This is a genomic window from Escherichia sp. E4736 (assembly GCF_005781225.1).
Taxonomy (GTDB): domain Bacteria; phylum Pseudomonadota; class Gammaproteobacteria; order Enterobacterales; family Enterobacteriaceae; genus Escherichia.
On sequence record NZ_VATT01000015.1, the window covers coordinates 289465 to 314009 of the forward strand.

Consider the following 24545-nt stretch of genomic DNA (forward strand, 5'->3'; position numbering starts at 1 on the left):
CAGAGGGCCTTGTTTTTCATGGAATACAACATGTCTATCAGTTCAGTAATCAAATCATTACAAGATATTATGCGCAAAGATGCCGGTGTGGACGGCGATGCGCAGCGTCTCGGTCAGCTCTCCTGGCTGCTGTTTTTGAAAATCTTCGATGCCCAGGAAGAGGCGCTGGAACTGGAGCAGGATAACTATCAATATCCGATCCCACAGCGTTATTTATGGCGCAGTTGGGCCGCCAACGCGCAGGGCATTACCGGTGATTCCCTGCTGGAATTCGTTAATGATGATCTGTTTCCGGCGTTGAAAAACCTCACTGCGCCTATCGATAAAAACCCACGCGGCTACGTGGTGAAGCAGGCATTCAGCGATGCCTATAACTATATGAAAAACGGTACGCTACTGCGCCAGGTGATCAACAAGCTGAACGAAATTGACTTTACCAGCGCCAGCGAACGCCATCTGTTTGGTGATATTTACGAACAGATCCTTAAAGATCTGCAATCTGCGGGCAATGCGGGAGAATTCTATACTCCACGCGCCGTCACTCGCTTTATGGTGGATCGCGTTGATCCGAAACTCGGCGAATCCATTATGGACCCGGCCTGCGGTACGGGTGGTTTTCTTGCCTGCGCGTTCGATCATGTAAAGAACAAATACGTGAAGAGCGTCGCCGATCATCAGACGCTGCAACAACAGATCCACGGTGTTGAGAAAAAACAGCTTCCGCACCTGCTGGCGACCACCAATATGCTGCTGCACGGCATTGAAGTACCGGTACAAATTCGTCACGACAACACCCTGAACAAACCGCTTTCCTCCTGGGATGAGCAACTGGATGTCATTGTTACCAACCCGCCATTTGGTGGCACGGAAGAAGACGGTATTGAGAAGAACTTTCCGGCAGAGATGCAAACCCGCGAAACGGCGGATCTGTTCCTGCAACTGATTGTGGAAGTACTGGCGAAAAACGGTCGCGCAGCGGTGGTATTGCCGGATGGCACACTATTTGGCGAAGGCGTTAAAACCAAAATCAAAAAGCTACTTACCGAAGAGTGCAACCTGCATACCATCGTGCGCTTACCGAATGGTGTGTTTAACCCCTATACCGGCATTAAAACCAACCTGTTGTTTTTTACCAAAGGTCAGCCAACCAAAGAGATTTGGTTCTATGAGCATCCGTATCCGGCGGGCGTGAAAAATTACAGTAAAACCAAGCCGATGAAGTTTGAAGAGTTTCAGGCGGAAATCGACTGGTGGGGGAACGAGGCCGATGGTTTTGCCAGCCGCGTCGAGAATGAGCAGGCGTGGAAAGTCAGCATTGATGACGTGATTGCGCGTAACTTCAATCTGGATATTAAAAACCCACATCAGGCGGAAACCGTTAGCCATGATCCGGCCGAGCTGTTAGCGCAGTATGCAAAACAGCAGGCGGAGATCCAGACGCTGCGTAATCAACTGCGCGATATTCTCGGCGCAGCACTGTCTGGCAAGGAGGTTAACTGATGAGTATGGAAAAGCTAATCGTTGATCATATGGAAACCTGGACCTCGGCGTTGCAAACCCGTTCCACCGCCGGGCGCGGCAGTTCCGGAAAAATTGATTTGTATGGCATTAAGAAATTGCGTGAGCTGATTCTGGAACTGGCAGTGCGCGGTAAACTGGTGCCGCAGGATCCGAACGATGAACCGGCGTCGGAGCTGCTGAAGCGTATTGCGGCGGAAAAAGCAGAGCTGGTGAAGCAAGGTAAAATTAAAAAGCAAAAACCACTGCCGGAAATTAGCGAGGAAGAGAAGCCGTTTGAATTGCCGGAGGGATGGGAGTGGGTGCGGGTTGCAGATCTCATGGAGGTTATTAACGGTCGAGCATATAAAAAACATGAAATGCTTCAAACAGGCACTCCTTTGCTGCGTGTTGGTAATCTATTCACATCAAATGAGTGGTATTACTCTGACCTCCAATTAGACGAAAACAAATATATAAATAATGGTGATTTAATATACGCTTGGTCCGCATCTTTTGGGCCATTCATTTGGACAGGAGAAAAAGTAATTTATCACTACCATATATGGAAATTAAATTTATTTGCAGAAGAGTACTCAAACAAATATTTTATACATGATTTTCTTTTATCCATTACAGATAAAATAAAATCGCAAGGTAACGGTATTGCAATGCTCCATATGACTAAAGAAAAAATGGAACAACAGATAATCGCTTTACCGCCTATAAATGAACAACAACAAATTGTCAGAAAAATCAGAGAACTTACAGTTCTCTGCGACCAACTGGAACAGCAATCCCTGACCAGTCTGGACGCACATCAGCAACTGGTTGAAACCCTGTTGGGAACGCTTACAGACAGCCAAAACGCCGAGGAACTGGCTGTAAACTGGGCGCGAATTAACGAGCATTTCGACACCCTATTTACCACCGAAGCCAGCGTGGATGCGTTAAAACAGACCATTCTGCAACTGGCCGTAATGGGTAAACTTGTGCCGCAGGATCCGAATGACGAACCCGCCTCTGAACTGCTCAAACGAATTGCGCAGGAAAAAGCTCAACTGGTGAAAGAAGGGAAAATAAAAAAACAAAAGCCGTTGCCGCCGATTAGCGATGAGGAAAAACCGTTTGAACTGCCGGATGGGTGGGAATGGTGTAAATTTGAACACATTGCCAAAAATGAAGAAAATGCCTTAAAAGCAGGACCATTTGGCTCTGCTCTGAAAAAGTCAATGTATGTCCAAAGTGGATATAAAATTTATGGACAAGAACAAGTAATATCAGGAAACGAAAACTATGGAGACTATTTTATTAATGAAGAAAAATATAACTCATTAATATCATGTAAGATCCAACCGGGAGATATGTTAATAAGCCTTGTAGGAACAATCGGTAAAGTTCTTATATTATCAGAAAACTGCATTCCGGGGATAATAAACCCACGACTTGTAAAACTAAGTCTCTATCAAGATATATCGAGAAGTTATATACAGTATATCTTGGCTAGCCCATACATCCAAAATTTATTATTTGAAGATAGTCATGGTTCTACTATGAACATTCTTAATTTAGGATTGTTGAAGAAATTAACACTCCCTCTTCCTCCAACTCAAGAACAAGAGAGAATTGTTAAGAAAATCCATTATATCAATAATATAATTGATAATCTGAAATATCGTATCCAATCCGCCCTGCAAACCCAACTGCACCTTGCAAATGCACTCACTGACGCGGCGATAAACTAATTTTCTCGCCCTCATAAAACCAATAAAGCGGCTAAATAGCCGCTTTATTCACATCACCAAAAATTATATTTTACGCTAATTTTCATCTTATTTTCATTAATTTTTAGCTGGACTTTCCCCATATTTACTGATGATATATCCAGGTGTTTAGCGCGGTACGGATGTGCGCCAACACACCCGCACCGCTAATCACAATCACTATTTTCAAGGAATAGCAGTTATGACTGACACGCATTCTATTGCACAACCGTTCGAAGCAGAAGTCTCCCCGGCAAATAACCGTCAATTAACCGTGAGTTATGCGAGCCGCTACCCGGATTACAGCCGTATTCCCGCCATCACCCTGAAAGGTCAGTGGCTGGAAGCCGCCGGTTTTGCCACCGGCACGGCGGTAGATGTCAAAGTGATGGAAGGCTGTATTGTCCTCACCGCCCAACCACCCGCCGCCGAAGAGAGCGAACTGATGCAGTCGCTACGCCAGGTGTGCAAGCTGTCGGCACGTAAACAAAAGCAGGTGCAGGAATTTATTGGGGTAATTACAGGTAAACAGAAAGTTGCCAGATAAATTGACCCGGTAGCGCCAGTGCTACCGGGTATTATTCGCCGCGTTATACCAACGCGCTCTCCATCTGTTTTTCAAATGCCTGGCGAATTAATCCCATAATATAAGGAAGTTGTGCGAGGTCACTGAAACCAATTTCTACATCGCCATTGCCCCAGCGCCCAACATTTGTCACATCTTTGGCAATACCTTTCGGATCGACCAGTTCATGAAACTGCATATTAAGCGACAATCGCAGTCGGCTTTTTTGCGGCACAACATCAACAAAATTCGTTTCAGCTTTAAACGCAATATACAGCTTTAAAACTTCCTGCGTGATCCCTGCGTCCAGGCGCATAACTTCATCGCGAAGATGATCGAATAACACCCGGCTATGCGAACCATCAGCAAGAAAAGGATAATCACTCAGGCTGTAACTGGTTTTGTTCTCCGGCTGACCTCGATAAACAGCTAAAACCTCTTCAGGAAGAGAAGGCGCTTGCCAGACCTGAACCGCAAGCTCCGCCAGACGATCGGCTCGGGCGTGAATGGCGGCTTCATCCCATTTTTCGCACTGTCCAAGACCGATATTCAAATAGAGCGGGCTATGTTTAAAGCCGTCTTCAATATCGCGTTTTTCCGCGAAAGGTCTGTCACTGTAGCGGGAGTTATAGCGCGTTAAAGTGAGATTCCCCAACGTATGTAACAGTTCTTTATGCACACGCTGCCAGTCGCTTCCCAGCTCTTCACGCCATTTAGCCGACAAATTTTCGTTCTGCGGCATAATATGTTCAATCGTAAACTCTTCCACGCGCTCTCTGCGTTTATCGTTTTCCAGTCGTCGTAACCAGTAGCTGCGACTGCGGAAGTTATAGAGATCGCGAACTTTTAATTCCCGTTTAAATTCATCATCGTTGGGGAAACGACGATATGAAGGCAGGTTCATAAAATGTACCTGAATACTTTCCAGATATTTTTCTTTATTAATGACCTTATAAAAAGTAGCAAACGTCTTGTTAAGAGAATTTGTCGGAATCGCACATACTGCACGGCGGAAAACATAAGATTCAATTAAACGAATTATGCTCAGGAAATCTTCGTGAGACAAAACGCCATTTTTATAGTCATGATAAAGCGCCAGTAAGAAAGGATACGCCACATCGACCTTTAACTCGCGCAAATCCTGAAAAGCCGTAGCAAGCGATTTGTCACTTTCTTTTCCCAATGCCATTGCACAGTAATACTCCGCGTAGATGTGAATATCCTCAACCAGCCGATCTACGCCTTTTTCAGCAACACTCTGGCTGCGGGCATGGAGTTTAAATGCCTCATAGACTTCATCTGTCCGAGGGATCTCCCCCGTTTTTACCGTCAGATAATGACGCATAAAACTGTCAAAATATTCGCTGTAACCTTGCTGACCAAAAGCGACTTCCATTGGACGCCAGTGATCTTCATACAACCGGGTTTGATGCTCTGGTTCGAGGCCCATCAGAATAAAATTGCGCACCAGATCGGCCTGACTTAACGCCTTACCGGTGGAGTTCATACTTTCAAAAATCAGTTGCGGATTATCCTGACCACGATTAAGCGCCACATCGACAATTAATAACTTTGCTAACCCACGACATAAGGGGATCAAGTCATCACCGAGTTTGGCAATTTGTTCATCAAAGAAAGTAAAATTTTCCATTATTCGATGGGAATAGTTTTCTGGCATTGGTCTTTGTTTTATTAACGCCAGCAAACTGTCTTTATCAGTCTCGGTCAGCAGTAATTTAAATCCTTTCTCGCCGGACTCATAAGGATTGAGCAAATAATAATTACGCAATTTCATTGCCGAAAAGCCATCAAACACTTCGTCTTCGCCAAGATGGCGCGATAAAGCCTCAATCAGCAACATTGCGGTCGTCAGCCGTTGTTGACCATCAATGACCAGCAACGGAGAAATACCAGAAACCTGATACAACCCCTGCTCAATATAAACAACCGAACCGATAAAATGCGCTGATATATCGTCACGCTTTCCGGCACGAATGATGTCGTCCCAAAGTTGCCGACATTGTTGTTCTGTCCATGAATAGGTGCGTTGATAAATGGGAATAACAAACTGCTGCGAACGTTTTAAAAAATCGAGTAGGCGAGCTTCTGTAGCTTTCATTCTGACGTCTTTCCGTGAAGCGATGATTTCGCAATAATAACCACTTCCTTGTGGAGGTTATAGAGAAATCCAGTTTATCCGCGACGAATTGCCCCTCTCACTCCACATCCTCCCTGCGTAACCCAATATCCTTCAACCGCTCATCACTCATCTGCTGTAACACGCGCCGGGCCTGCTTTTTCAGCCACCAACTCCTCACCGCCTGCCAGAGTTGCACAAGTCCGATAAACGGCGCTTTAGCTTTGTTTTCGTGAAATTCCATCTGCTGCCTCCTCATCTTTCAGAGGCTTCATCATCCGCCTTCTGGCAGCTCACAATACAGATGCAAATATTACTTTTATTTAACATACAGACAGGTTAAAACAGCATCTGCATCCGGTTTTTTAGCCTCATCTGTACCGGTTTTTCTCTCTGTATGGTCCAAAGAAGGAATACAGCATGACGCGTTACCAACATCTGGCGACTCTGCTTGCCGGGCGGATTGAGCAAGGGCTGTATCGTCACGGGGAGAAATTGCCGTCGGTGCGCAGCTTAAGTCAGGAGCACGGCGTCAGCATCAGCACCGTGCAGCAGGCGTATCAGACGCTGGAGACGATGAAGCTCATCACTCCGCAACCACGTTCGGGTTATTTTGTCACGCAACATAAAGCCCAGCCGCCAGTGCCGCCAATGACACGTCCGGTGCAGCGCCCGGTGGAAATTACCCAGTGGGATCAGGTGCTGGATATGTTGAAAGCGCATAGCGACAGTTCTATTGTTCCGTTCAGTAAAAGCACGCCGGATGTCGAAGCGCCCAGCCTGAAACCGCTCTGGCGGGAGCTAAGTCGGGTGGTGCAGCATAATCTACAAACCGTTCTCAGCTATGATTCATTAACCGGTCAGCGGGTATTGCGCGAGCAGATTGCCCGACTGATGCTCGACAGCGGCTCGGTGGTCACCGCTGATGACATTGTCATCACCAGCGGCTGCCATAACTCGATGGCGCTGGCGTTAATGGCAGTGTGTAAACCAGGCGATATCGTCGCAGTCGAATCGCCCTGTTATTACGGTTCGATGCAGATGCTGCGTGGCATTGGCGTGAACGTGATTGAAATCCCGACCGATCCAGAAACTGGCATCAGCGTTGAAGCGCTGGAACTGGCGCTGGAACAGTGGCCGATTAAAGGCATCATTCTTGTGCCAAACTGTAATAATCCGCTGGGATTTATTATGCCGGACGCGCGCAAACGGGCCGTTCTCTCTCTCGCTCAGCGTCATGATATTGTGATTTTTGAAGATGATGTCTACGGCGAGCTGGCAACGGAGTATCCGCGCCCGCGGACCATTCACTCATGGGATATCGACGGTCGGGTGCTGCTGTGCAGCTCGTTCAGTAAAAGCATTGCGCCCGGCCTGCGCGTGGGCTGGGTCGCGCCGGGACGTTATCACGATAAACTGCTACATATGAAATACGCCACCAGCAGCTTTAACGTACCGTCCACGCAAATGGCGGCAGCAACGTTTGTACTGGAAGGCCACTATCATCGCCATATCCGGCGTATGCGGCAGAACTATCAGCGCAATATGGCGCTTTATACCTGCTGGATACGGGAATATTTTCCCTGCGAAATCTGTATTACGCGCCCGAAAGGCGGATTTTTACTGTGGATAGAATTGCCTGAACAGGTCGATATGGTCTGCGTCGCGCGGCAGCTGTATCGCATGAAAATCCAGGTGGCGGCAGGCTCGATTTTCTCGGCTTCCGGCAAATACCGTAATTGTCTGCGCATCAACTGCGCTTTGCCGCTCAGCGAAACCTATCGCGAAGCACTGAAGCAAATTGGCGAGGCCGTGTATCGGGCAATGGAATAATTTCGAAATAGTGGCGAAACACCTGATTTACTCTCACGAATCACCTGTAACTCGTTTTATCTCTGCTGGGCCATCGCCACGTTCCAGCATGGCTTAGGCCAAGCGCGCTTTGTTCATGCCGGATGCGGCGTGAACGCTTTATCCGGCCTACAAACCGCGAAAATTCAATAGATTGCAGAGATTATGTAGGTCTGATAAGCGTAGCACATCAGGCAGCTTTGCGTTTGTCATCAGCCTCTGATTAGTATTCGATCCATGGATCGCGCTTGCTTTCAGGCAAGGGCTGCTCTAATGCCTGCATTTGCTCTGCCGAAAGTCCAGTAATCTTTTGTATCCATTCAGGATCTGCCCCATTCTGCAACAACAATCGGAGGAGGCGCTGTTCCCCTTCTTCTTTCCCTTTCTCCCTCCCCAACAGCCATCCATCATTATGAATTCGCTCTGCAATAGTCATTATTCGCTCCCTTTGTTGTGGCATTCGACGGGTAAGTTCGCTGATAAACGCCTTAAAACGCGCTTCATCGCCAGTCAGTAAAATGTAATTTAACAGCGCGGTTATCTGGCTGTCATTAGCACACTCTGTAACCAGTAATACTACCAGTTGGTCGATAGCCCCATCAGATCGCGCTGGCGAATATGCTTTTGGATCAACTCCAACAGGGCGACTCTGCGATGCTGCACAATCTCGTCGTCTGGCACGACAGTGATATCCACCAGCGGGAACGCGGCGTTATAAAGCTTCCGTGCGGTAGCCGGGTCGGCAAATTCGTCCAGCCAGCACAGGGACCAGGGATAAGGACTACGGCTACCGTGATAAAACAGCATCGGGATGACCAGCGGTAGCGGCCGGCGTTTATCATGCTCGATATGGCGCTGCATCACCGCCATGGAATAGCGCATCAGGCGAAACGCCATATGGATATCCTCGCGGCTCTGATGTTCAATCACCACATAGATATAGCCATCGCCTTCGCGGGTCTTTACCGACCATAAAATATCGGAGTGTAGCGCCCGCAATTTTTCATCGACAAAGCTGGCAGATTCCAGTTTTAAGGTGTCGAGATCGCATAGTTCACGTAAGCCTTTTGGTAAATGGATCTCCATAAAATCCCGCGCAGTGTCAGGGTGCGTGAGAAAGGTTTTAAATAATGCATCATGCGGCGTGCTGGTCGTGAAGTTTGTCATGGCGATCCATCACCTGTTGATAAGATGACCCGACTTTAGCGACTAATAAAACCATTCTCACCCGGCAATTTCCCATTCCCCGAGGCACTTTCCAGGCTATTTTTATTCTCCTGCAAGCGATACATTTTTATGGAAGATATCTCGCTTTTTGCGTTTTCTTACCGTCAGGCTCTATTCTTACGATATGAATAAAATCATTGAACTCCGACGCGCCAAAATGCTGGCGCTCTCTTTGCTGCTCGTTGCTGCCGCGACTTTTATCGTTACGCTGTTTTTACCGCCTAATTTTTGGGTGAGCGGCGTGAAGGCGATTGCCGAAGCGGCGATGGTCGGCGCGCTGGCGGACTGGTTTGCGGTGGTGGCACTGTTTCGCCGCGTGCCGATACCGATTATTTCTCGCCATACGGCGATTATTCCGCGTAATAAAGACCGGATTGGCGAAAATCTCGGCCAGTTCGTGCAGGAAAAATTTCTCGATACTCAGTCGCTGGTAGCGCTAATCCGGCGTCATGAACCGGCGTTGTTAATCGGCAACTGGTTTAGTCAGCCGGAAAACGCCCGTCGCGTTGGACAGCATCTGTTGCAGATCATGAGTGGTTTTCTCGAACTGACCGATGATGCGCGTATTCAACGTCTGCTTAAGCGTGCGGTGCATAAGGCGATCGATAAAGTGGATCTTTCCGGCACCAGTGCACTGATGCTGGAGAGCATGACCAAAAACGATCGTCATCAGGTGCTGCTCGATACGTTAATCGCACAACTGATCGCCCTGCTGCAACGAGACAAATCGCGCAAGTTTATTGCCCAGCAAATTGTTCGCTGGCTGGAGAGCGAGCATCCGCTGAAAGCGAAAATTTTGCCCACTGAATGGCTGGGCGAACACAGTGCGGAGTTGGTTTCTGACGCCGTGAATTCTTTGCTTGATGATATCAGCCGCGATCGCGCACATCAGATCCGCCATGCGTTTGATCGCGCTACCTTCGCGCTGATCGAGAAACTGAAAAACGATCCGGAAATGGCGGCGCGGGCCGATGCCGTGAAAAGTTATCTGAAAGAAGATGAAGCATTTAACCGCTATCTTGGTGAATTGTGGGGAGATTTGCGGGAGTGGCTGAAAGCGGATATCAACAGCGAAGATTCTCGCGTGAAAGAACGTATTGCTCATGCAGGACAGTGGTTTGGCGAGACGTTAATTGCCGATGATGCCCTGCGCGCCTCGTTAAATGGTCATCTGGAACAGGCCGCGCACCGCGTCGCGCCAGAGTTTTCGGCATTCCTGACGCGCCACATCAGCGATACGGTAAAAAGCTGGGATGCGCGCGATATGTCGCGGCAGATCGAGTTAAATATTGGCAAGGACCTCCAGTTTATCCGTGTTAACGGTACGCTAGTCGGCGGTTGTATTGGTCTGATTTTGTATTTGTTGTCGCAGATCCCGGCCTTGCTACCCTTCAGCAATTTTTAGGAAGCGATAAAAATTATGCCAGGGGCGAACTGAGAAAAGCAGCTACAGTTTCAGCAAACCAATAATGCCCCTACTTCTATTTTTCTGACCTGGTGGTCAGTGAAGCTATCTGCGACAGCAAAAAGAAAATGTACGAATACATGGCGGCGTTTAAACCTGTTCATGTAATGCAACAGCCGAACGGCGTTAAGGATTTATTAAGATCGCTACGTATACTTCCCGATATCTTATTGATTTGCCTTAAAGGGATTACCGTGACAAAAAGTATTTCATTAAGTAAACGCATCTCCGTTATTGTGATTCTTTTTGCCATTGTGGCAGTGTGTACTTTCTTCGTGCAATCTTGCGCCCGTAAAAGCAATCATGCAGCATCATTTCAGAATTACCACGCCACCATTGACGGCAAAGAAATTGCAGGCGTAACGAATAATATCTCCTCGCTGACCTGGTCGGCACAGAGCAATACCCTGTTTAGCACTATCAACAAACCTGCCGCCATTGTTGAAATGACCACCAATGGCGATTTGATCCGCACTATTCCTCTGGATTTTGTTAAAGATCTCGAGACGATCGAATACATTGGCGATAATCAGTTTGTCATTAGCGATGAGCGCGATTATGCCATTTATGTGATTTCACTTAATGCCAACTCGGAAGTAAAAATCCTCAAAAAAATAAAAATCCCGCTGCAGGAAACCCCGACCAATTGTGGTTTTGAAGGGCTGGCCTATTCTCCTGCCGATCAAACTTTCTGGTTTTTTAAAGAGAAAAATCCGATCGAGGTCTACAAAGTGAGCGGGCTGTTGCGTAACGATGAATTACACATCAGCAAAGACCAGACATTACAGCAGCAGTTTAATTTAGATGATGTTTCTGGCGCAGATTTTAACCCACAAAAAAATAGCTTGTTGGTGTTGTCTCATGAATCACGCGCACTCCAGGAAGTAACCGTAACAGGAGACGTGATCGGCGAAATGTCGTTAACCAAAGGCAAGTATGGCCTTTCACATAACATCAAACAGGCCGAAGGGGTTGCGATGGATGCCTCTGGTAATATTTATATCGTTAGCGAACCAAATCATTTTTATCGCTTTACCCCTAAATAATCACATTAACAGGCTGGCATGTTTCACTTTTTTGTTATTAACTTGTTAATTACAAAAAATACAAACAAGGTTAAACATGCCCCCGTCCTCGCATCCCGTAGAACGCTTTTCTTTCAGCACCGCGCTTTTCGGGATGCTGGTTCTGACCTTAGGTATGGGATTAGGTCGCTTCCTTTATACACCTATGTTGCCCGTCATGATGGCGGAAGGGGCGTTTTCATTTAGCCAGCTCTCGTGGATTGCCAGCGGCAACTATGCGGGGTATCTGGCTGGCAGTCTGCTATTTTCGTTTGGCGCATTTCACCAGCCGTCGCGCCTGCGCCCATTTCTGTTGGCTTCTGCCCTGGCGAGCGGATTGTTGATCCTCGCAATGGCATGGTTGCCGTCATTTATCCTGGTGTTATTGATTCGCTTCCTGGCGGGTGTCGCCAGCGCTGGAATGCTGATTTTTGGTTCGACGCTGATTATGCAGCACACGCGCCATCCTTTTGTGCTGGCAGCTTTGTTTTCTGGCGTTGGCATTGGCATCGCGCTAGGCAATGAATATGTTCTGGCAGGCCTGCATTTTGCCCTCTCCTCGCAAACGTTATGGCAAGGCGCTGGGGTGCTTTCTGGCATGATGCTGATTGCACTTACGCTTTTAATGCCCTCGAAAAAACACACCGTCGCGCCAACGCCATTGGCAAAAACGGAGCAACAGATAATGAGCTGGTGGTTACTGGCTATTCTGTACGGCCTGGCGGGATTTGGTTATATCATCGTCGCGACTTACCTGCCGCTCATGGCGAAAGATGCAGGCTCACCATTGTTAACCGCCCATCTCTGGACGTTAGTCGGCTTATCAATTGTGCCTGGTTGTTTTGGCTGGCTATGGGCAGCAAAACGTTGGGGAGCATTACCCTGCCTGACGGCGAATTTACTGGTGCAGGCTGTCTGTGTGCTGCTTACTCTCGCCAGCGACTCGCCTCTCTTGCTTATCATCAGTAGTATCGGTTTTGGCGGTACCTTTATGGGCACGACATCTCTGGTGATGACTATCGCCCGCCAACTGAGCGTACCGGGAAATCTCAATCTTTTAGGCTTTGTGACGCTCATTTACGGCATTGGGCAAATCCTCGGCCCGGCGCTGACCAGTATGCTCGGCAATGGAACATCGGCGCTTGCCAGCGCCACTCTCTGCGGCGCGGCGGCGTTGTTTATTGCTGCGCTTATCAGCACAGTGCAATTATTTAAGCTACAAGTGGTCACTTCATGAGGGCTGTTTCCCTTACCACTCAAGAAACTCAACCTCAACCATTGATGTCAGCCAGACCCCGTTTTCCGCTTGCCAGAAAGGGATCCCTCGTTTCGCCATTTCCTGTGCTTTGACGGTTAAGATAACCGGCGAACCGTGTCTTGCCCCAACTTTGCGGGCCGTTGCTTCATCAGCAGAGAGATGCACATGATGACGCTCCCCTGCAATCAGCCCCTGTTTTTTTATCGCCTCAAGAAAACGGCTTGCCGTACCGTGGTAGAGAAATTGTGGCGGTGTTTTTTCGATGAAGGCAATGGCGACCTGCGAAGTCGAATGCCCCTGAACGGCGCGAATACACGTACCATCACTGGAATAACTAAAGCGCTTCTTATCGCTGGTGGCGACCACAGTATCCAGTAATGCGCGGGTTAACCGCTTGCCAGCTTTTTGTGCACAGAGTATGAGCTTATCGATATCCGCCCATCCTTCACGGTCCAGCACGATGCCAATCGCCTCCGGTTTATGTCGGAGGACAAAACTTAAAAACTTGCTCGTCTCTGCCAGCTCTTTGTCGTTGTATTTTGCCATTTTGCATTCGTCCTTGTATTCGCCGCCTTTACTCACCAGCTGTTATTGTCACTGTGTTTATGAATTTTCTGCAACTCAATCCTTACAGGAAGGTTCTCCGCGCAGCGTAATTTTTCCACGTAGCCGCCACAAGCATACATAATGGGGATTGTTATGGCACAACAAGGGGATGCTGTAGCTGGCGTGTTAACCGAGCATGATGTCACCGTTTTACTGCCCGCGATGTATTTAATAGGCAACCCGGTGCAAAATGTCGGTCGCTGCATGGAGACAGCTAAAGTGAATGCCAAAGGCTACCCGCATATCATTGCCGTCGGCGTGATTAACGCGTTGCTGTCAAACCTGGTTATGCAGCTTATTATTTAACAAGGAGTTACCATGATTGATTATTCCGCAGCCGGTTTTACCCTGCTGCAGGGAGCGCATTTATATGCGCCGGAAGATCGAGGAATTTGCGATGTCCTCGTCGCTAACGGCAAGATTATCGCCGTTGCCAGCAACATCCCTTCTGACATCGTACCGGACTGCACGGTTGTCGATCTCAGCGGGCAGATCCTCTGCCCCGGTTTTATTGATCAACACGTCCATTTGATTGGCGGCGGCGGCGAAGCAGGCCCCACTACACGCACGCCGGAAGTCGCGCTTAGTCGTCTGACAGAAGCGGGCGTCACGTCAGTGGTTGGTCTGCTCGGCACCGACTCTATCTCTCGCCACCCGGAATCCTTACTCGCCAAGACTCGTGCGCTCAATGAAGAAGGCATTAGCGCCTGGATGCTGACCGGTGCTTATCATGTTCCTTCCCGTACCATTACAGGCTCGGTGGAAAAAGATGTGGCGATTATCGATCGCGTGATTGGCGTGAAATGTGCCATCTCAGACCACCGCTCGGCCGCGCCGGACGTTTATCACCTGGCCAATATGGCGGCGGAATCCCGCGTTGGAGGTTTGCTCGGCGGTAAACCTGGCGTCACCGTGTTCCACATGGGCGACAGCAAAAAGGCGTTACAGCCTATCTATGACCTGCTGGAAAACTGCGACGTCCCCATCAGCAAGTTGCTGCCGACCCACGTTAACCGCAACGTTCCGTTGTTTGAGCAGGCGCTGGAGTTCGCGCGCAAAGGCGGCACCATCGATATCACCAGCAGCATTGACGAACCGGTCGCCCCTGCCGAAGGTATTGCCCGCGCCGTTCAGGCGGGTATTCCGCTGGCTCGCGTTACCCTTAGCTCCGACGGCAACGGCAGTCAGCCGTTCTTTGACGATGAAGGGAATTTAACGCATATCGGTGTTGCGGGTTTTGAGACGTTGCTGGAAACCGTGCAAGTGTTGGTTAAAGACTATGGCTTTAGTATCAGCGATGCTCTGCGTCCACTCACCAGTAGCGTCGCTGGTTTCCTCAACCTGACCGGTAAAGGCGAAATTCTGCCGGGCAATGACGCGGATCTGTTAGTGATGACACCGCAGTTGCGTATTGAGCAGGTATACGCTCGCGGCAAACTGATGGTCAAAGACGGCAAAGCGTGTGTGAAAGGGACGTTTGAAACTGCATAAGCAGTTCCGAACGCTTGAACAGGCGACTGGCGTTGAGCTGTTTAATCGCCAAAGGCAACGCTACAACTCCTGTGTGGGGCGATTTATTAACCGCCCCCTGACATGCCACTGCGAGTTACGTTTCAGCACTTTTTGGCTCTTCATGGGCCAATTATTCAAGCAAGTTGCCTTCGGCAGCTGTGGAATATCTGGCTACCGGAGTACGCCATACAACAAGAAATTCGCAGCGGGTAGCTCATTGTCCTGAATCGGGACGAATTAGTTATCCCGCATTCCGGATGAATCCCGTTGCAGAGCGTTTCTGGCGTGAACTGCGTGGGCTAAAGATTGAACCTGGCTGAAAGTCCCGGTATTGAACTATGCCAGCTCCCCTTCTGCCAGACCAGGTCAAACGTTAGCGGCTCATCATCGTGGTACAGCATCATCTCCAGACTAATGACCAACTCGTGGCAATAGACTGCTTTCAGATTGACCTGCAATGCCGCAATACGTGGCTCATGAAATAAAAGCGCGGAACGTAACTGGCGGCAATACCAACTCTGGAGAAGCTTGTCGCTCTGATTATGCCCTTGCCACTCAGGCATGCCTGAAACAAGTAATATTGGTAGCGGTGAATGGGGAGAACTAAAAAGTTGAAAGAGATCCCGACATACGGAATCACGCAGCGATAACGTATTGTTCCCTGTACTTTCAGGTAATACCGTCTGAACTGATTGGCGCATCATTTTGCGCACTCCTGACGTTTAGTGGCATCTGTATCCTGCCCTGGCTGCTGGACACCACTGGGTTGATGCTCATATTCCATAATCATTCCTTTATGCTCATTGCGTCCCTGGCACTTTCATAAGGGATTTATAAGATCCGCCAAAGATAAAACACTGTACAGAAAAGAATATCCACTGACTTTTTATTTAAAAAGGTATCATTTGACAAAAGTCATTAAACATAACGGAAATACGTTAACATATTCTGATTATTCCGAATAATTTCTCAGCGTTAAACTGATATATAATTATTCCAAAACAATATATCGTACGTAATGATTAAATTACGCATAATATATTCTGCAGAACATAATTAATTATTCAGGGAACATACATAGTGCAAAGCGGTTCAACTTTGCACCAGAAATGAGGGATCAGGCGTCCACTTTATCCAACGGCCACGAATCAAACAGATAACCATCGAAATAGATGTCATCAACATTAGAGAACTCCAGCAAGCGCTGCTTCACATTCTCCAGATGCTGCCACATCGCCAGTTTTGCCGCGCGGGCATCTTTCTTGATTAACGCAGCCAGGATTTGTTTGTGATCGTCCAACCACTCTTTGCGGTATAAGCTGTCATCGAGATGGCTATGTAACTGGATCCACATTGGATTATTTTCCCGCCACTCCCAAGACTGACGGAACAGTTCCACCAGCATGCTGTTATGCGTGGCTTCAGCAATAGCGAGGTGGAACTGCATGTCGCCGCTTTCGCTACTACCCGGCGCGCTGGAAGCCAGTTCACGCTCTTCCAGTTGCAATGCCTGACGCATTTTAACGATGTCTTCGCGGGTAGCCTGCAAAGCGGCAAACTCGGCGATGTTACTTTCCAGCAACTGGCGCGCCTGTAACAGCTCAAAAGGACCGGCGTCATTGCAGACGTTGGCCTCTGTGCTCTCTGCATTGTGGCTGGGTAAACTGTCGAGCACATAAATACCGGCACCACGTCGTACTTCTACCAGCCCTTTGATCTCCAGCATGATCAGTGCCTCACGCACCACCGTGCGGGTGACATCCAGCATTTCTGCGATTTCACGCTCCGGCGGTAGCCGTTCGCCAGGATTGTACGGCGTCTTAAGGATCAGATCGCGGATCATCGCCCCAACTTCCTGGTAAGGTCTTTGCGCAGAGGTGGCAGATTTCATGATGTTGTGTCCGTTAGATGCGATTAATCAAATTATTGCCGGATGCGGCGTGAACGCCTTATTCGGCCTACAAAGAGTGCGTATTCAATAAATTGCGATTGATCCGTAGGCCCGCCAGGCTTACTTACCGGGCAATTTTACGTTGACCGTTAATTTCAAACTATACCATTAGCACTGGAAGTTGGCACGTACAGGTGGGCAAAAAACGAAAACTGGTCAACCAAATATGTTTTTGATTGACCAGTGAGTCTGTAGGGTAATCAGTCAGTTACAGTGCAGCCACACACTCACGCGCGCCGCGCTCGCACAGCTGCTGATATGCCGCAGTCACCGCGCCAACAAAGTCTGCATTTTGCGGCAGATCATCGGCAAAGATACCGCTCAGGCCCAGCAACGCTTTCACGCGGTCTGCGCCCTGATACTGCGCATTGATCTTCTGGAACTCGGCCAGCATCGGGTCTACCACGTCGATAGCATTACCCTGCTCATCCACGCCCTGGGTGTAACGCATCCAGCCCGCTACGCCAAGCGCCAGGTGACGCCAGCTACCGCCGTTTTGCAGGTGTAAACGCACCGGATCCAGCAAACGCTGCGGTAACTTCTGGCTGCCGTCCATCGCAATCTGCCAGGTACGGTGACGCAGAGACGGGTTGCTGAAACGCTCGATCAGCAGCGTCGCATAGGCGTTCAGATCCGTCCCTTCCGGCATCGACAGCGTTGGCGCTTGTTCCTGCATCATCAGGGCAAAGGCCGCTTTGCGATAATCCGGGTTAGTCATGGTGTCGGCAATGGTTTCATAACCGCCGAGGTAACCGAGGTACGCCAGGAAAGAGTGGCTGCCGTTAAGCATACGCAGTTTCATCATTTCGAACGGTACAACATCCGCAACAAACTGCGCGCCGACTTTATCCCAGTCCGGACGACCATTAACGAAGTTATCTTCAATGACCCACTGACGGAATGGTTCGCAGGCAATGGCACACGGGTCATAAACGCCCAGCTGGTCAGCAATTTCCTGCAACGTTTCAGGCGTCGCCGCCGGAACGATACGGTCAACCATGGTGCACGGGAAGGTGACGTTCTCTTCAATCCATTCCGCCAGTTGCGGGTCACGCGCCTGAGCCAGCCCCAGAACGGCAACTTTCGCCACATGACCATTTTCACGCACGTTATCACAGGACATCACCGTAAACGCTTTCAGCCCTTTTTCACGACGCAGACGCAGGGCTTCTACGATGTAACCAATTGCGGACTTCGGCGCAGTCGGGTTTTCCAGATCGTGCTTGATCAGCGGGTTATTGAGATCCAGCTGACCGCTCGCCGCATCGGCACAGTAGCCTTTTTCCGTGACCGTCAGGGAGACAATCGCCGTCTGCGGACGCGCCATCGCGTTGAGAATACCTTCGCAACCGTCGATTTCCGGGTGCAGCGCTTCTTTCATCGAACCGATAATTTTCAGCTCGGTGCTTTCCGCGCCTTTTTCCGCCACGGTGTACAGCAGCTGCTGTTTTTTCAGGTTTTCGATCAGCACGCGGTCGTTGCCTGGCATCAGGTTAACTTCGCAGATACCCCAGTCGCTATCGGTGCTTTCCAGCAGGTGATGGGTATACAGCGCCTGGTGCGCGCGGTGAAACGCCCCGCAACCGAGATGCACAATGCGTGATTCCAGACGAGAATGATCCCATGACGGGCGGGCAACCGGCAGATTGCTGTCAACAATAGTAGTCATCGTAAACTCCAGAATCCGTCTTCAGAGAGTGACGGCAAGGAAGAAGGAACCGGCACGGCGCGCAGCCATGCCGGTGGATATTAACGGCTAAAGAAAGCGCGCTGGATCGCCAGTTCGACACCGCGAACTTCGGCCAGGCCTTTCAGACGACCAATCGCGGAGTAACCTGGGTTGGTTTTCTTCTTCAGGTCGTCCAGCATCTGGTGACCGTGGTCCGGACGCATCGGGATCAGGTCTTCTTTGCCTTCCGCTTTACGACGGTGTTCTTCTTCAACAATCGCTTTCACCACTTCGTACATATCAACGTCACCGTTCAGGTGCGCCGCTTCGTGGAAGGTTTTCGGGTTATCTTCACGCATGGTGGAGCGCAGATGGGTGAAGTAAATACGCGGACCGAACTGCTTGATCATATCAACCAGATCGTTGTCAGCACGCACGCCGTAGGAACCGGTGCACATGGTGAAACCGTTCGCCATGCTGTTTACGGTATCAACCATCCACTGCATATCTTCAATGGTGGAAACAATGCGCGGCAGGCCGAGGATCGGGCGCGGCGGATCGTCCGGGTGAACAGCCATACGCACGCCAACTTCTTCGGCAACTGGAATAATCGCTTTCAGGAAGACGGCAAAGTTTTCGCGCAGCTTCGCTTTATCTATATCTTTGTACAGCTCCAGGTGCTTACGGAACTGGTCGAGGGTATAACCTTCTTCCGCGCCCGGCAGACCGGCGATGATGTTACGGGTCAGACGCGCTTTGTCTTCGTCGCTCATGGTAGCGAAGCGTTCAGCTGCCTGAGCAATTTCTTCTTCGGTGTAATCCGCTTCCGCGCCTGGACGCTTCAGGATGTGCATTTCGAATGCAGCGAATTCGATCTGGTCGAAGCGCAGAGCTTTGGAGCCGTCTGGCAGCACGTATTCAAGGTCAGTACGGGTCCAGTCGAGCACCGGCATGAAGTTATAGCACACGGTGCGGATACCGCACTGCGCCAGGTTGCGCAGGGTCTGCTGATAGTTAGCGATCCACTGCTCATAGTTGCCAGTGTGGGTTTTGATATCTTCGTGAATTGGCACGCTTTCCACGACAGACCACACCAGACCTGCGTCTTCAACGATAGCCTTGCGTTTGAGGATCTCTTCAACGGACCATACTTCGCCGTTCGGGATATGGTGCAGCGCGGTAACCACGCCAGTTGCGCCCGCCTGACGGACATCAGCTAAAGAAACCGGATCGTTAGGGCCGTACCAGCGCCAGGTCTGTTCCATGTTTATTCCTCTTTCACGTAGTGGGTTCAACAGCGAAGAGACGCGGAACCCCGGAGTTGTTTAGGTATCCGAAAGAACGACCAGACCGCAGCCGTGGCGTTGCATCGGATGAGATGGCGTATAAGTTCTACCTTTTGGTAATACATGTCAACCTGAAATCTAAAATTGGTTAACCACATCACAAGAAATCTACTCTCCTGCCGATTGACGCAAATGACAACAAAGGAGGATCGGCGGTTAGTGATCGAGGGATGTGACATTCATCGCAATAATGGTTGACCAATTTACATAACGTGTCGTCCAACATAACAATGGATTAACCTGGAGAGGTAAAATGTTATTGGTTTCTCGGCAATTGTAGTGGTGATGCTGACGGCGTGCTGAAGCACACTGACTGTAAAACGCCTTATATCAGGCAGATGCTTCTCTCTTAACCTGCTCCCCATTGCATAAGTTGTGACCGACACAACAAAACTGACGTTGTTGCGAAGATTGCTATTTAGTTTTGGTATAAAAGGTATATAGGCACATGGTGCGACATTTGAATTCCAGCGAGCAGGAGTAATTCACAATGAATAAAACAATAACGGCGCTTGCTATCATGATGGCATCATTTGCCGCGAACGCGTCTGTATTACCGGAAATTCCAGTACCATTTAAAAGTGGTACTGGTGCAATTGATAACAACACTGTCTACATCGGTTTAGGTAGTGCAGGAACAGCATGGTATAAGCTGGACACACAGGCCAAAGATAAAAAATGGACAGCTCTGGCTGAATTCCCCGGCGGCGCGAGAGATCAAGCAACGTCCGCATTTATTGATGGTGGTTTGTATGTATTTGGCGGTATTGGCAAAAATCAACAAGGTTTAACCAGGGTGTTCAGCGATGTGTACAAATATAGCCCAGCAACTAATACCTGGATTAAATTGATGTCACACGCGCCAATGGGCATGGCGGGTCATGTGACTTTTGTACACAACGGCAAGGCTTATGTTACTGGCGGTGTTAACCAAAATATCTTCAATGGCTATTTTGAAGATCTCAACGAGGCTGGAAAAGATTCAAAAACTATAGATAAAATCAACGCCCGCTATTTCGATAAAAAAGCAGAAGATTATTTCTTCAATAAGTTTCTTTTGTCTTTTGATCCCTTTACACAGCAATGGAGTTACGCTGGCGAATCGCCCTGGTACGGTACGGCTGGTGCGACGGTTGTGAATAAAGGTGATAAAACCTGGCTTATTAATGGCGAAATAAAGCCTGGACTGCGGACAGATGCCGTATTTGAACTTGATCTTACCGGCAATAACGTAAAATGGAATAAGCTTCCTCCCGTCTCATCACCAGATGGCGTCGCTGGCGGTTTTGCAGGTATTAGCAATGACTCTCTTATATTTGCCGGAGGTACCGGATTTAAAGGCTCGCGCGAAAATTACCAGAACGGTAAGAACTATGCGCATGAAGGCCTGAAAAAATCGTATAGTGCTGATATTTATCTGTGGCATAACGGGAAATGGGAGAAATCTGGCGAACTGTCGCAAGGTCGAGCCTACGGAGTATCATTGCCCTGGAATAATAGTCTATTGATTATTGGCGGTGAAATTGCGGGTGGTAAAGCTGTTGCGGATTCAGTGTTGCTCTCAGTGAGAGATAATAAAGTTACTGTGCAAAACTAACTTTTCTGGGTTTCCATTGCCTGAAAATAAAGATGTTGTTCATCCTGGAATAAAACGGCTAGCGCGGTTTGCGCAGATACATCCTGCGCCCGCCATATCACTTTAAAAGAGAACTGACAAACGCGCCTGATGAAAATCCAAATAATTTGAGCAAGGGATATAACGGTTCAGCGTACCGAATGCCTGAGAACAAGACGACGGCGCTACGAAGCCGTCATTTCAGTCGGGGGATGATTGTAGACAAATTTGTTGACGCTATTTTGCAGTTTTGGCGCGAAAGATGAGCGTTCATTAATTTGATTTATTTGCATCCATCAACGCTTTTAACTCCTCCGGTGTAAATGGTGGTTTGCGTCGGTGCAGCATCGCATGGCAATTAGGGCAAACAGGAAGCAAAAAAACAAATGAGATCAAGGTAATATATCTTCGCTTGCAGGCTTGAACAGCAGAAAATTTGCGAGCATGATCGCAATTATTTCACTGCCAGGGATATCAATGGCTTCCAGTAAATCGCTACAGCAGGCAATTGCCAACATAAAAATCTGGCACAAGGGTGAACAGCGCGCGCCGCATAAACCATTGTTACTGCTATACGTATTAGCGGAATACCTGAATGGACATCCGCGCCTTTTCGATTATGGTTCGGAAATCTACGAACCTCTGCACAGTTTACTGGAACGTTTTGGGCCACAGCGTTCACAGTACCGACCTGATATGCCGTTCTGGCGATTACAAGGCGACGGATTCTGGCAATTACACAATGCCGGGCTTTGCTCAACAGCAGGGAGCAGCCGACAACCGCCAGTGAAGGAACTGACCGAACACCGCGTTGCAGGCGGTTTCGATGAACAGCACTACGCCCTGGTAACCGGCAATAAAAAACTCATCAATACCCTGGCGCAACAGATACTCGAAGCGCATTTTACCGAGAGTATTCAGGAGGAAATTGCTGACGAATTGGGTTTTGACCTCCAGCAAATCCGTAAACAGCGCGACCCGTTATTTCGCAAAAATGTATTACGCGCCTATAACTACCAGTGCGCGATATGTGGCTTTAATATGCGCCACGATGACACTACCGTCGCGCTGGAAGCGGCGCATATAAAATGGAAACAGCACGGCGGTCCTTGTGAAATTCCTAATGGCCTGGCGCTTTGCGCAATTCACCATAAAGCCTTTGATAAAGGATCGATTGGCCTTGATGAAAATATGCGGGTACTGGTATCGAATGCGGTAAATGGCGGAGGGATCGTTGAGAAACTATTCTGGGATTTTGACGGGAAAACTATTGCGTTGCCGCAGGTGCGTAAAAATTACCCTTTTGAGGGGTTTGTGGAGTGGCATCGGAAAGAGGTTTTTAGGGGGTGAGGTAATACTTATTTTGCTGATTTAACGTCTCTATCTGATTCAATTCGGCATCATGAACAGCCATGATATGCTTAATACGGGGCGAAGAAATTAGACCGTTATGATCGGTTTAGATTTCCGTTATTACTTGCATTCGCTTTCATTCCTAAAAGCCCCTGCCGTTAATGCCTGGCGCATTACGCAAAGGAGAATGATTAGTAAACAATAAGAGTGAAAATCAGGAAGGCGACTCGCAATAAATCTGAAAGTCGCTTTCACATTGTTAAAATATATCCTTTACCACGCCTGTGTTGTGAACTGTTCATCACACTTATAGCTGACGTTGATCCAGACTGCTATATATCGCCTTTATTTCATTTTTTACGCCTTCGCCACGGTACACCAAAGACGTATCGTATCGTTGATATTTATCTTCTCGCGCAGCACTGAACCAGTTAAAAGATCCAACGCACAGCAACTCCTCATCTCTAATCACAATTTTGCTGTGAACGCGATTCACCAATTTTGTAGCAATGCCCATATTATTGAGCTTTTCGACTGCACCATTTAGAAGATGCAGTTTCTCCTGGCGCTTATCATCATCGATATGCGCAATATTGCAGTTTTTATCCGTTACCACGGTAATATCAATACCTCGGGAGCGGGCCAGAGCCATTGACGTCAGAAACCCCGTTTGCTCCACTTTTTGCCAGGATAACCATGGGGAAATAATCGTGATCTTCTGTTGAGCTGCGGCCAGAGCATTATTCAAGAATTCATCATGCTGCTCCACACCATGCAACGTTGAAATTTGTGTCTGTGCGGAAATTAAATCCTGTCGTTTCTGAAACTCAAATTGCAACGCATTATTATCTGAAGCAAACAGAAATTTTGCCAATAACCCTCGCGGCGAAGATGCGGGCTGCATCTCAATAAGGTCCATATCGCCAAAGACCAGAAAACTATCCTTAGCGCGTGAGACAGCAACATTGAGGATACTGCTGTTGCTATCAAGAAACCTGCCATCTTCATGTTTTGAGTAGACTGGGGAAAAGAGAACAATCGCCCTTTCCGCACCCTGCAAGGAGTGCACAGTCCCCACTGTTAGTGAGCCCTCTTCGTCTTTGTCATTAATCTCCAGCTTACGCAATGACGTTTTGATGGCATTAACCTGCGCCGAAAATGGCGTCACAACACCAACAACTTTGTACAGAGGTTCCCCGTAATGGCGCTCTATATCATCCTTATGTGTCGCCAGCCATGCTGCTATTGTTTCAGCTTCAAGAGGGTTATAACGGCTCCCCCCATTTGGCTTCATGCCTCGGCCATCAATATGCAGATATCCCATTGCGGGAAAAATCGTCCCTTTTTCCATCCCTCTTTTAGGCTGCAACTTACCGTTATAGCAAAGTGAGTTACAGTAGCCGATGATGTTATTGAAACAGCGACGATGCTCATACAGATACATTCCGCGCTCGAACTTGGGATCATACTGGTAGCGGGAGTTGAACTGGGCAACCTGCATTACGCTGCCAGATGCTGCACTTTTTCCAGCCCCACACACATGGGAATATGTATTTATTAACTCTTCCTGAGTGCCACCAGAAAGAATATTCTCCTCAAGCATATTGCCCATATCAGTAACGGGTAGACAATTCCAGATTGGAGCTATGATCTTGACCCGCTATCT

At 48.6% G+C, this 24545-nt stretch carries 17 protein-coding genes and 8 pseudogenes; 14 read left to right on the forward strand and 11 right to left on the reverse strand.

From position 1 onward, the window contains the following. The first annotated feature begins 30 nt into the window (after positions 1-30). From FEK46_RS12570 to symE, 3 genes are all read left to right on the forward strand, one after another. A complete protein-coding gene (locus FEK46_RS12570; protein ID WP_089520583.1) occupies positions 31-1500 on the forward strand; it encodes a type I restriction-modification system subunit M in 1470 nt (489 codons plus the stop codon). After that, on the forward strand, positions 1500-3242 hold the full coding sequence (locus FEK46_RS12575; RefSeq protein WP_240731117.1) for a restriction endonuclease subunit S: 1743 nt from the start codon (positions 1500-1502) through the stop codon (positions 3240-3242). Before FEK46_RS12570 ends, FEK46_RS12575 begins: the two co-directional genes overlap by 1 nt. Positions 3243-3462: 220 nt before the next feature. Further along, a complete protein-coding gene (symE, locus tag FEK46_RS12585; RefSeq protein WP_135560117.1) occupies positions 3463-3807 on the forward strand; it encodes an endoribonuclease SymE in 345 nt (114 codons plus the stop codon). 43 nt (positions 3808-3850) lie between these two features. On the opposite strand, the gene FEK46_RS23690 is transcribed toward symE, so the two are convergent. From FEK46_RS23690 to FEK46_RS23700, 3 genes and pseudogenes are all read right to left on the reverse strand, one after another. Further along, complete coding sequence (locus FEK46_RS23690; RefSeq protein ID WP_240731118.1) at positions 3851-5014, reverse strand: DUF1524 domain-containing protein; 1164 nt, start codon at positions 5012-5014, stop codon at positions 3851-3853. Positions 5015-5061: 47 nt separating this feature from the next. Continuing rightward, positions 5062-5944: pseudogene (locus FEK46_RS23695) on the reverse strand (DUF262 domain-containing protein). 143 nt (positions 5945-6087) lie between these two features. Next, positions 6088-6132, reverse strand: coding sequence for a hypothetical protein (locus FEK46_RS23700; RefSeq protein ID WP_240731119.1), 45 nt, complete (start codon positions 6130-6132; stop codon positions 6088-6090). Between the two features lie 250 nt (positions 6133-6382). Here FEK46_RS23700 and FEK46_RS12600 point away from each other — a divergent pair, with 250 nt between their 5' ends. After that, positions 6383-7795, forward strand: a complete 1413-nt coding sequence (locus tag FEK46_RS12600) for a PLP-dependent aminotransferase family protein (protein WP_131161299.1) — start codon at positions 6383-6385, stop codon at positions 7793-7795. A gap of 241 nt (positions 7796-8036) precedes the next feature. Here the strand turns inward: FEK46_RS12600 and FEK46_RS12605 are convergent. Then, positions 8037-8980: pseudogene (locus tag FEK46_RS12605) on the reverse strand (Rpn family recombination-promoting nuclease/putative transposase). 184 nt (positions 8981-9164) lie between these two features. Between FEK46_RS12605 and FEK46_RS12610 the strand changes: the two are divergent. The 4 genes and pseudogenes from FEK46_RS12610 to FEK46_RS12625 all read left to right on the forward strand — a co-directional run bounded on the left by FEK46_RS12610 (position 9165) and on the right by FEK46_RS12625 (position 12806). Beyond that, the gene (locus FEK46_RS12610; RefSeq protein ID WP_135560119.1) at positions 9165-10445 is read left to right on the forward strand and encodes a DUF445 domain-containing protein; all 1281 of its coding nucleotides are present in this window, start codon (positions 9165-9167) and stop codon (positions 10443-10445) included. A gap of 65 nt (positions 10446-10510) precedes the next feature. Further along, positions 10511-10639 (forward strand): annotated as a pseudogene (locus FEK46_RS23985) (2-hydroxyacyl-CoA dehydratase family protein); the annotation flags it as partial. 60 nt (positions 10640-10699) lie between these two features. Continuing rightward, positions 10700-11551, forward strand: coding sequence for a YjiK family protein (locus tag FEK46_RS12620; protein ID WP_130204704.1), 852 nt, complete (start codon positions 10700-10702; stop codon positions 11549-11551). Positions 11552-11627: 76 nt separating this feature from the next. Further along, complete coding sequence (locus FEK46_RS12625; protein ID WP_135560120.1) at positions 11628-12806, forward strand: MFS transporter; 1179 nt, start codon at positions 11628-11630, stop codon at positions 12804-12806. Positions 12807-12818: 12 nt separating this feature from the next. On the opposite strand, the gene kptA is transcribed toward FEK46_RS12625, so the two are convergent. After that, positions 12819-13373 carry an RNA 2'-phosphotransferase gene (kptA, locus tag FEK46_RS12630; RefSeq protein ID WP_130204700.1) on the reverse strand — a complete coding sequence of 185 codons (555 nt, stop codon included), beginning with the start codon at positions 13371-13373 and terminating at the stop codon, positions 12819-12821. A 171-nt stretch (positions 13374-13544) separates the two neighbouring features. On the opposite strand from kptA, the pseudogene FEK46_RS12635 reads away from it, so the two are divergent. The 3 genes and pseudogenes from FEK46_RS12635 to FEK46_RS23705 all read left to right on the forward strand — a co-directional run. Then, a pseudogene (locus tag FEK46_RS12635) lies at positions 13545-13739 on the forward strand (hypothetical protein); the annotation flags it as partial. 12 nt (positions 13740-13751) lie between these two features. Then, complete coding sequence (gene iadA, locus FEK46_RS12640) at positions 13752-14924, forward strand: beta-aspartyl-peptidase (protein WP_130204694.1); 1173 nt, start codon at positions 13752-13754, stop codon at positions 14922-14924. Positions 14925-14988: 64 nt separating this feature from the next. Then, a pseudogene (locus FEK46_RS23705) lies at positions 14989-15265 on the forward strand (LysR family transcriptional regulator); the annotation flags it as partial. On the opposite strand, the gene iraD reads toward FEK46_RS23705, so the two are convergent. From iraD to uxuA, 4 genes are all read right to left on the reverse strand, one after another. Further along, a complete protein-coding gene (gene iraD / locus FEK46_RS12650) occupies positions 15245-15649 on the reverse strand; it encodes an anti-adapter protein IraD (RefSeq protein ID WP_130259557.1) in 405 nt (134 codons plus the stop codon). The pseudogene FEK46_RS23705 and the gene iraD sit on opposite strands and share 21 nt — an antisense overlap. Positions 15650-16062: 413 nt before the next feature. Next, positions 16063-16836 (reverse strand): Uxu operon transcriptional regulator, encoded by a 774-nt coding sequence (gene uxuR, locus FEK46_RS12655; RefSeq protein WP_130259556.1) that lies wholly within the window; start codon positions 16834-16836, stop codon positions 16063-16065. A gap of 268 nt (positions 16837-17104) precedes the next feature. After that, positions 17105-18565, reverse strand: a complete 1461-nt coding sequence (locus tag FEK46_RS12660; RefSeq protein WP_130204660.1) for a fructuronate reductase — start codon at positions 18563-18565, stop codon at positions 17105-17107. Positions 18566-18645: 80 nt separating this feature from the next. Beyond that, on the reverse strand, positions 18646-19830 hold the full coding sequence (uxuA, locus tag FEK46_RS12665; protein ID WP_000438582.1) for a mannonate dehydratase: 1185 nt from the start codon (positions 19828-19830) through the stop codon (positions 18646-18648). A gap of 571 nt (positions 19831-20401) precedes the next feature. Here uxuA and FEK46_RS12670 point away from each other — a divergent pair. Then, entirely contained in the window at positions 20402-21508 is a 1107-nt protein-coding gene (locus tag FEK46_RS12670) for an N-acetylneuraminate epimerase (protein WP_135560121.1), read from the forward strand. 113 nt (positions 21509-21621) lie between these two features. Further along, a pseudogene (locus FEK46_RS12675) lies at positions 21622-21792 on the forward strand (sialate O-acetylesterase); the annotation flags it as partial. 7 nt (positions 21793-21799) lie between these two features. Here the strand turns inward: FEK46_RS12675 and FEK46_RS12680 are convergent. Continuing rightward, a pseudogene (locus tag FEK46_RS12680) lies at positions 21800-21904 on the reverse strand (HNH endonuclease); the annotation flags it as partial. A gap of 99 nt (positions 21905-22003) precedes the next feature. On the opposite strand from FEK46_RS12680, the gene FEK46_RS12685 reads away from it, so the two are divergent. Continuing rightward, on the forward strand, positions 22004-22876 hold the full coding sequence (locus FEK46_RS12685; RefSeq protein ID WP_135560122.1) for a phosphorothioated DNA-binding restriction endonuclease: 873 nt from the start codon (positions 22004-22006) through the stop codon (positions 22874-22876). 310 nt (positions 22877-23186) lie between these two features. Here FEK46_RS12685 and yjhR read toward each other — a convergent pair. Continuing rightward, positions 23187-24527 (reverse strand): annotated as a pseudogene (gene yjhR / locus FEK46_RS12690) (helicase YjhR); the annotation flags it as partial. Positions 24528-24545 lie beyond the last annotated feature (18 nt).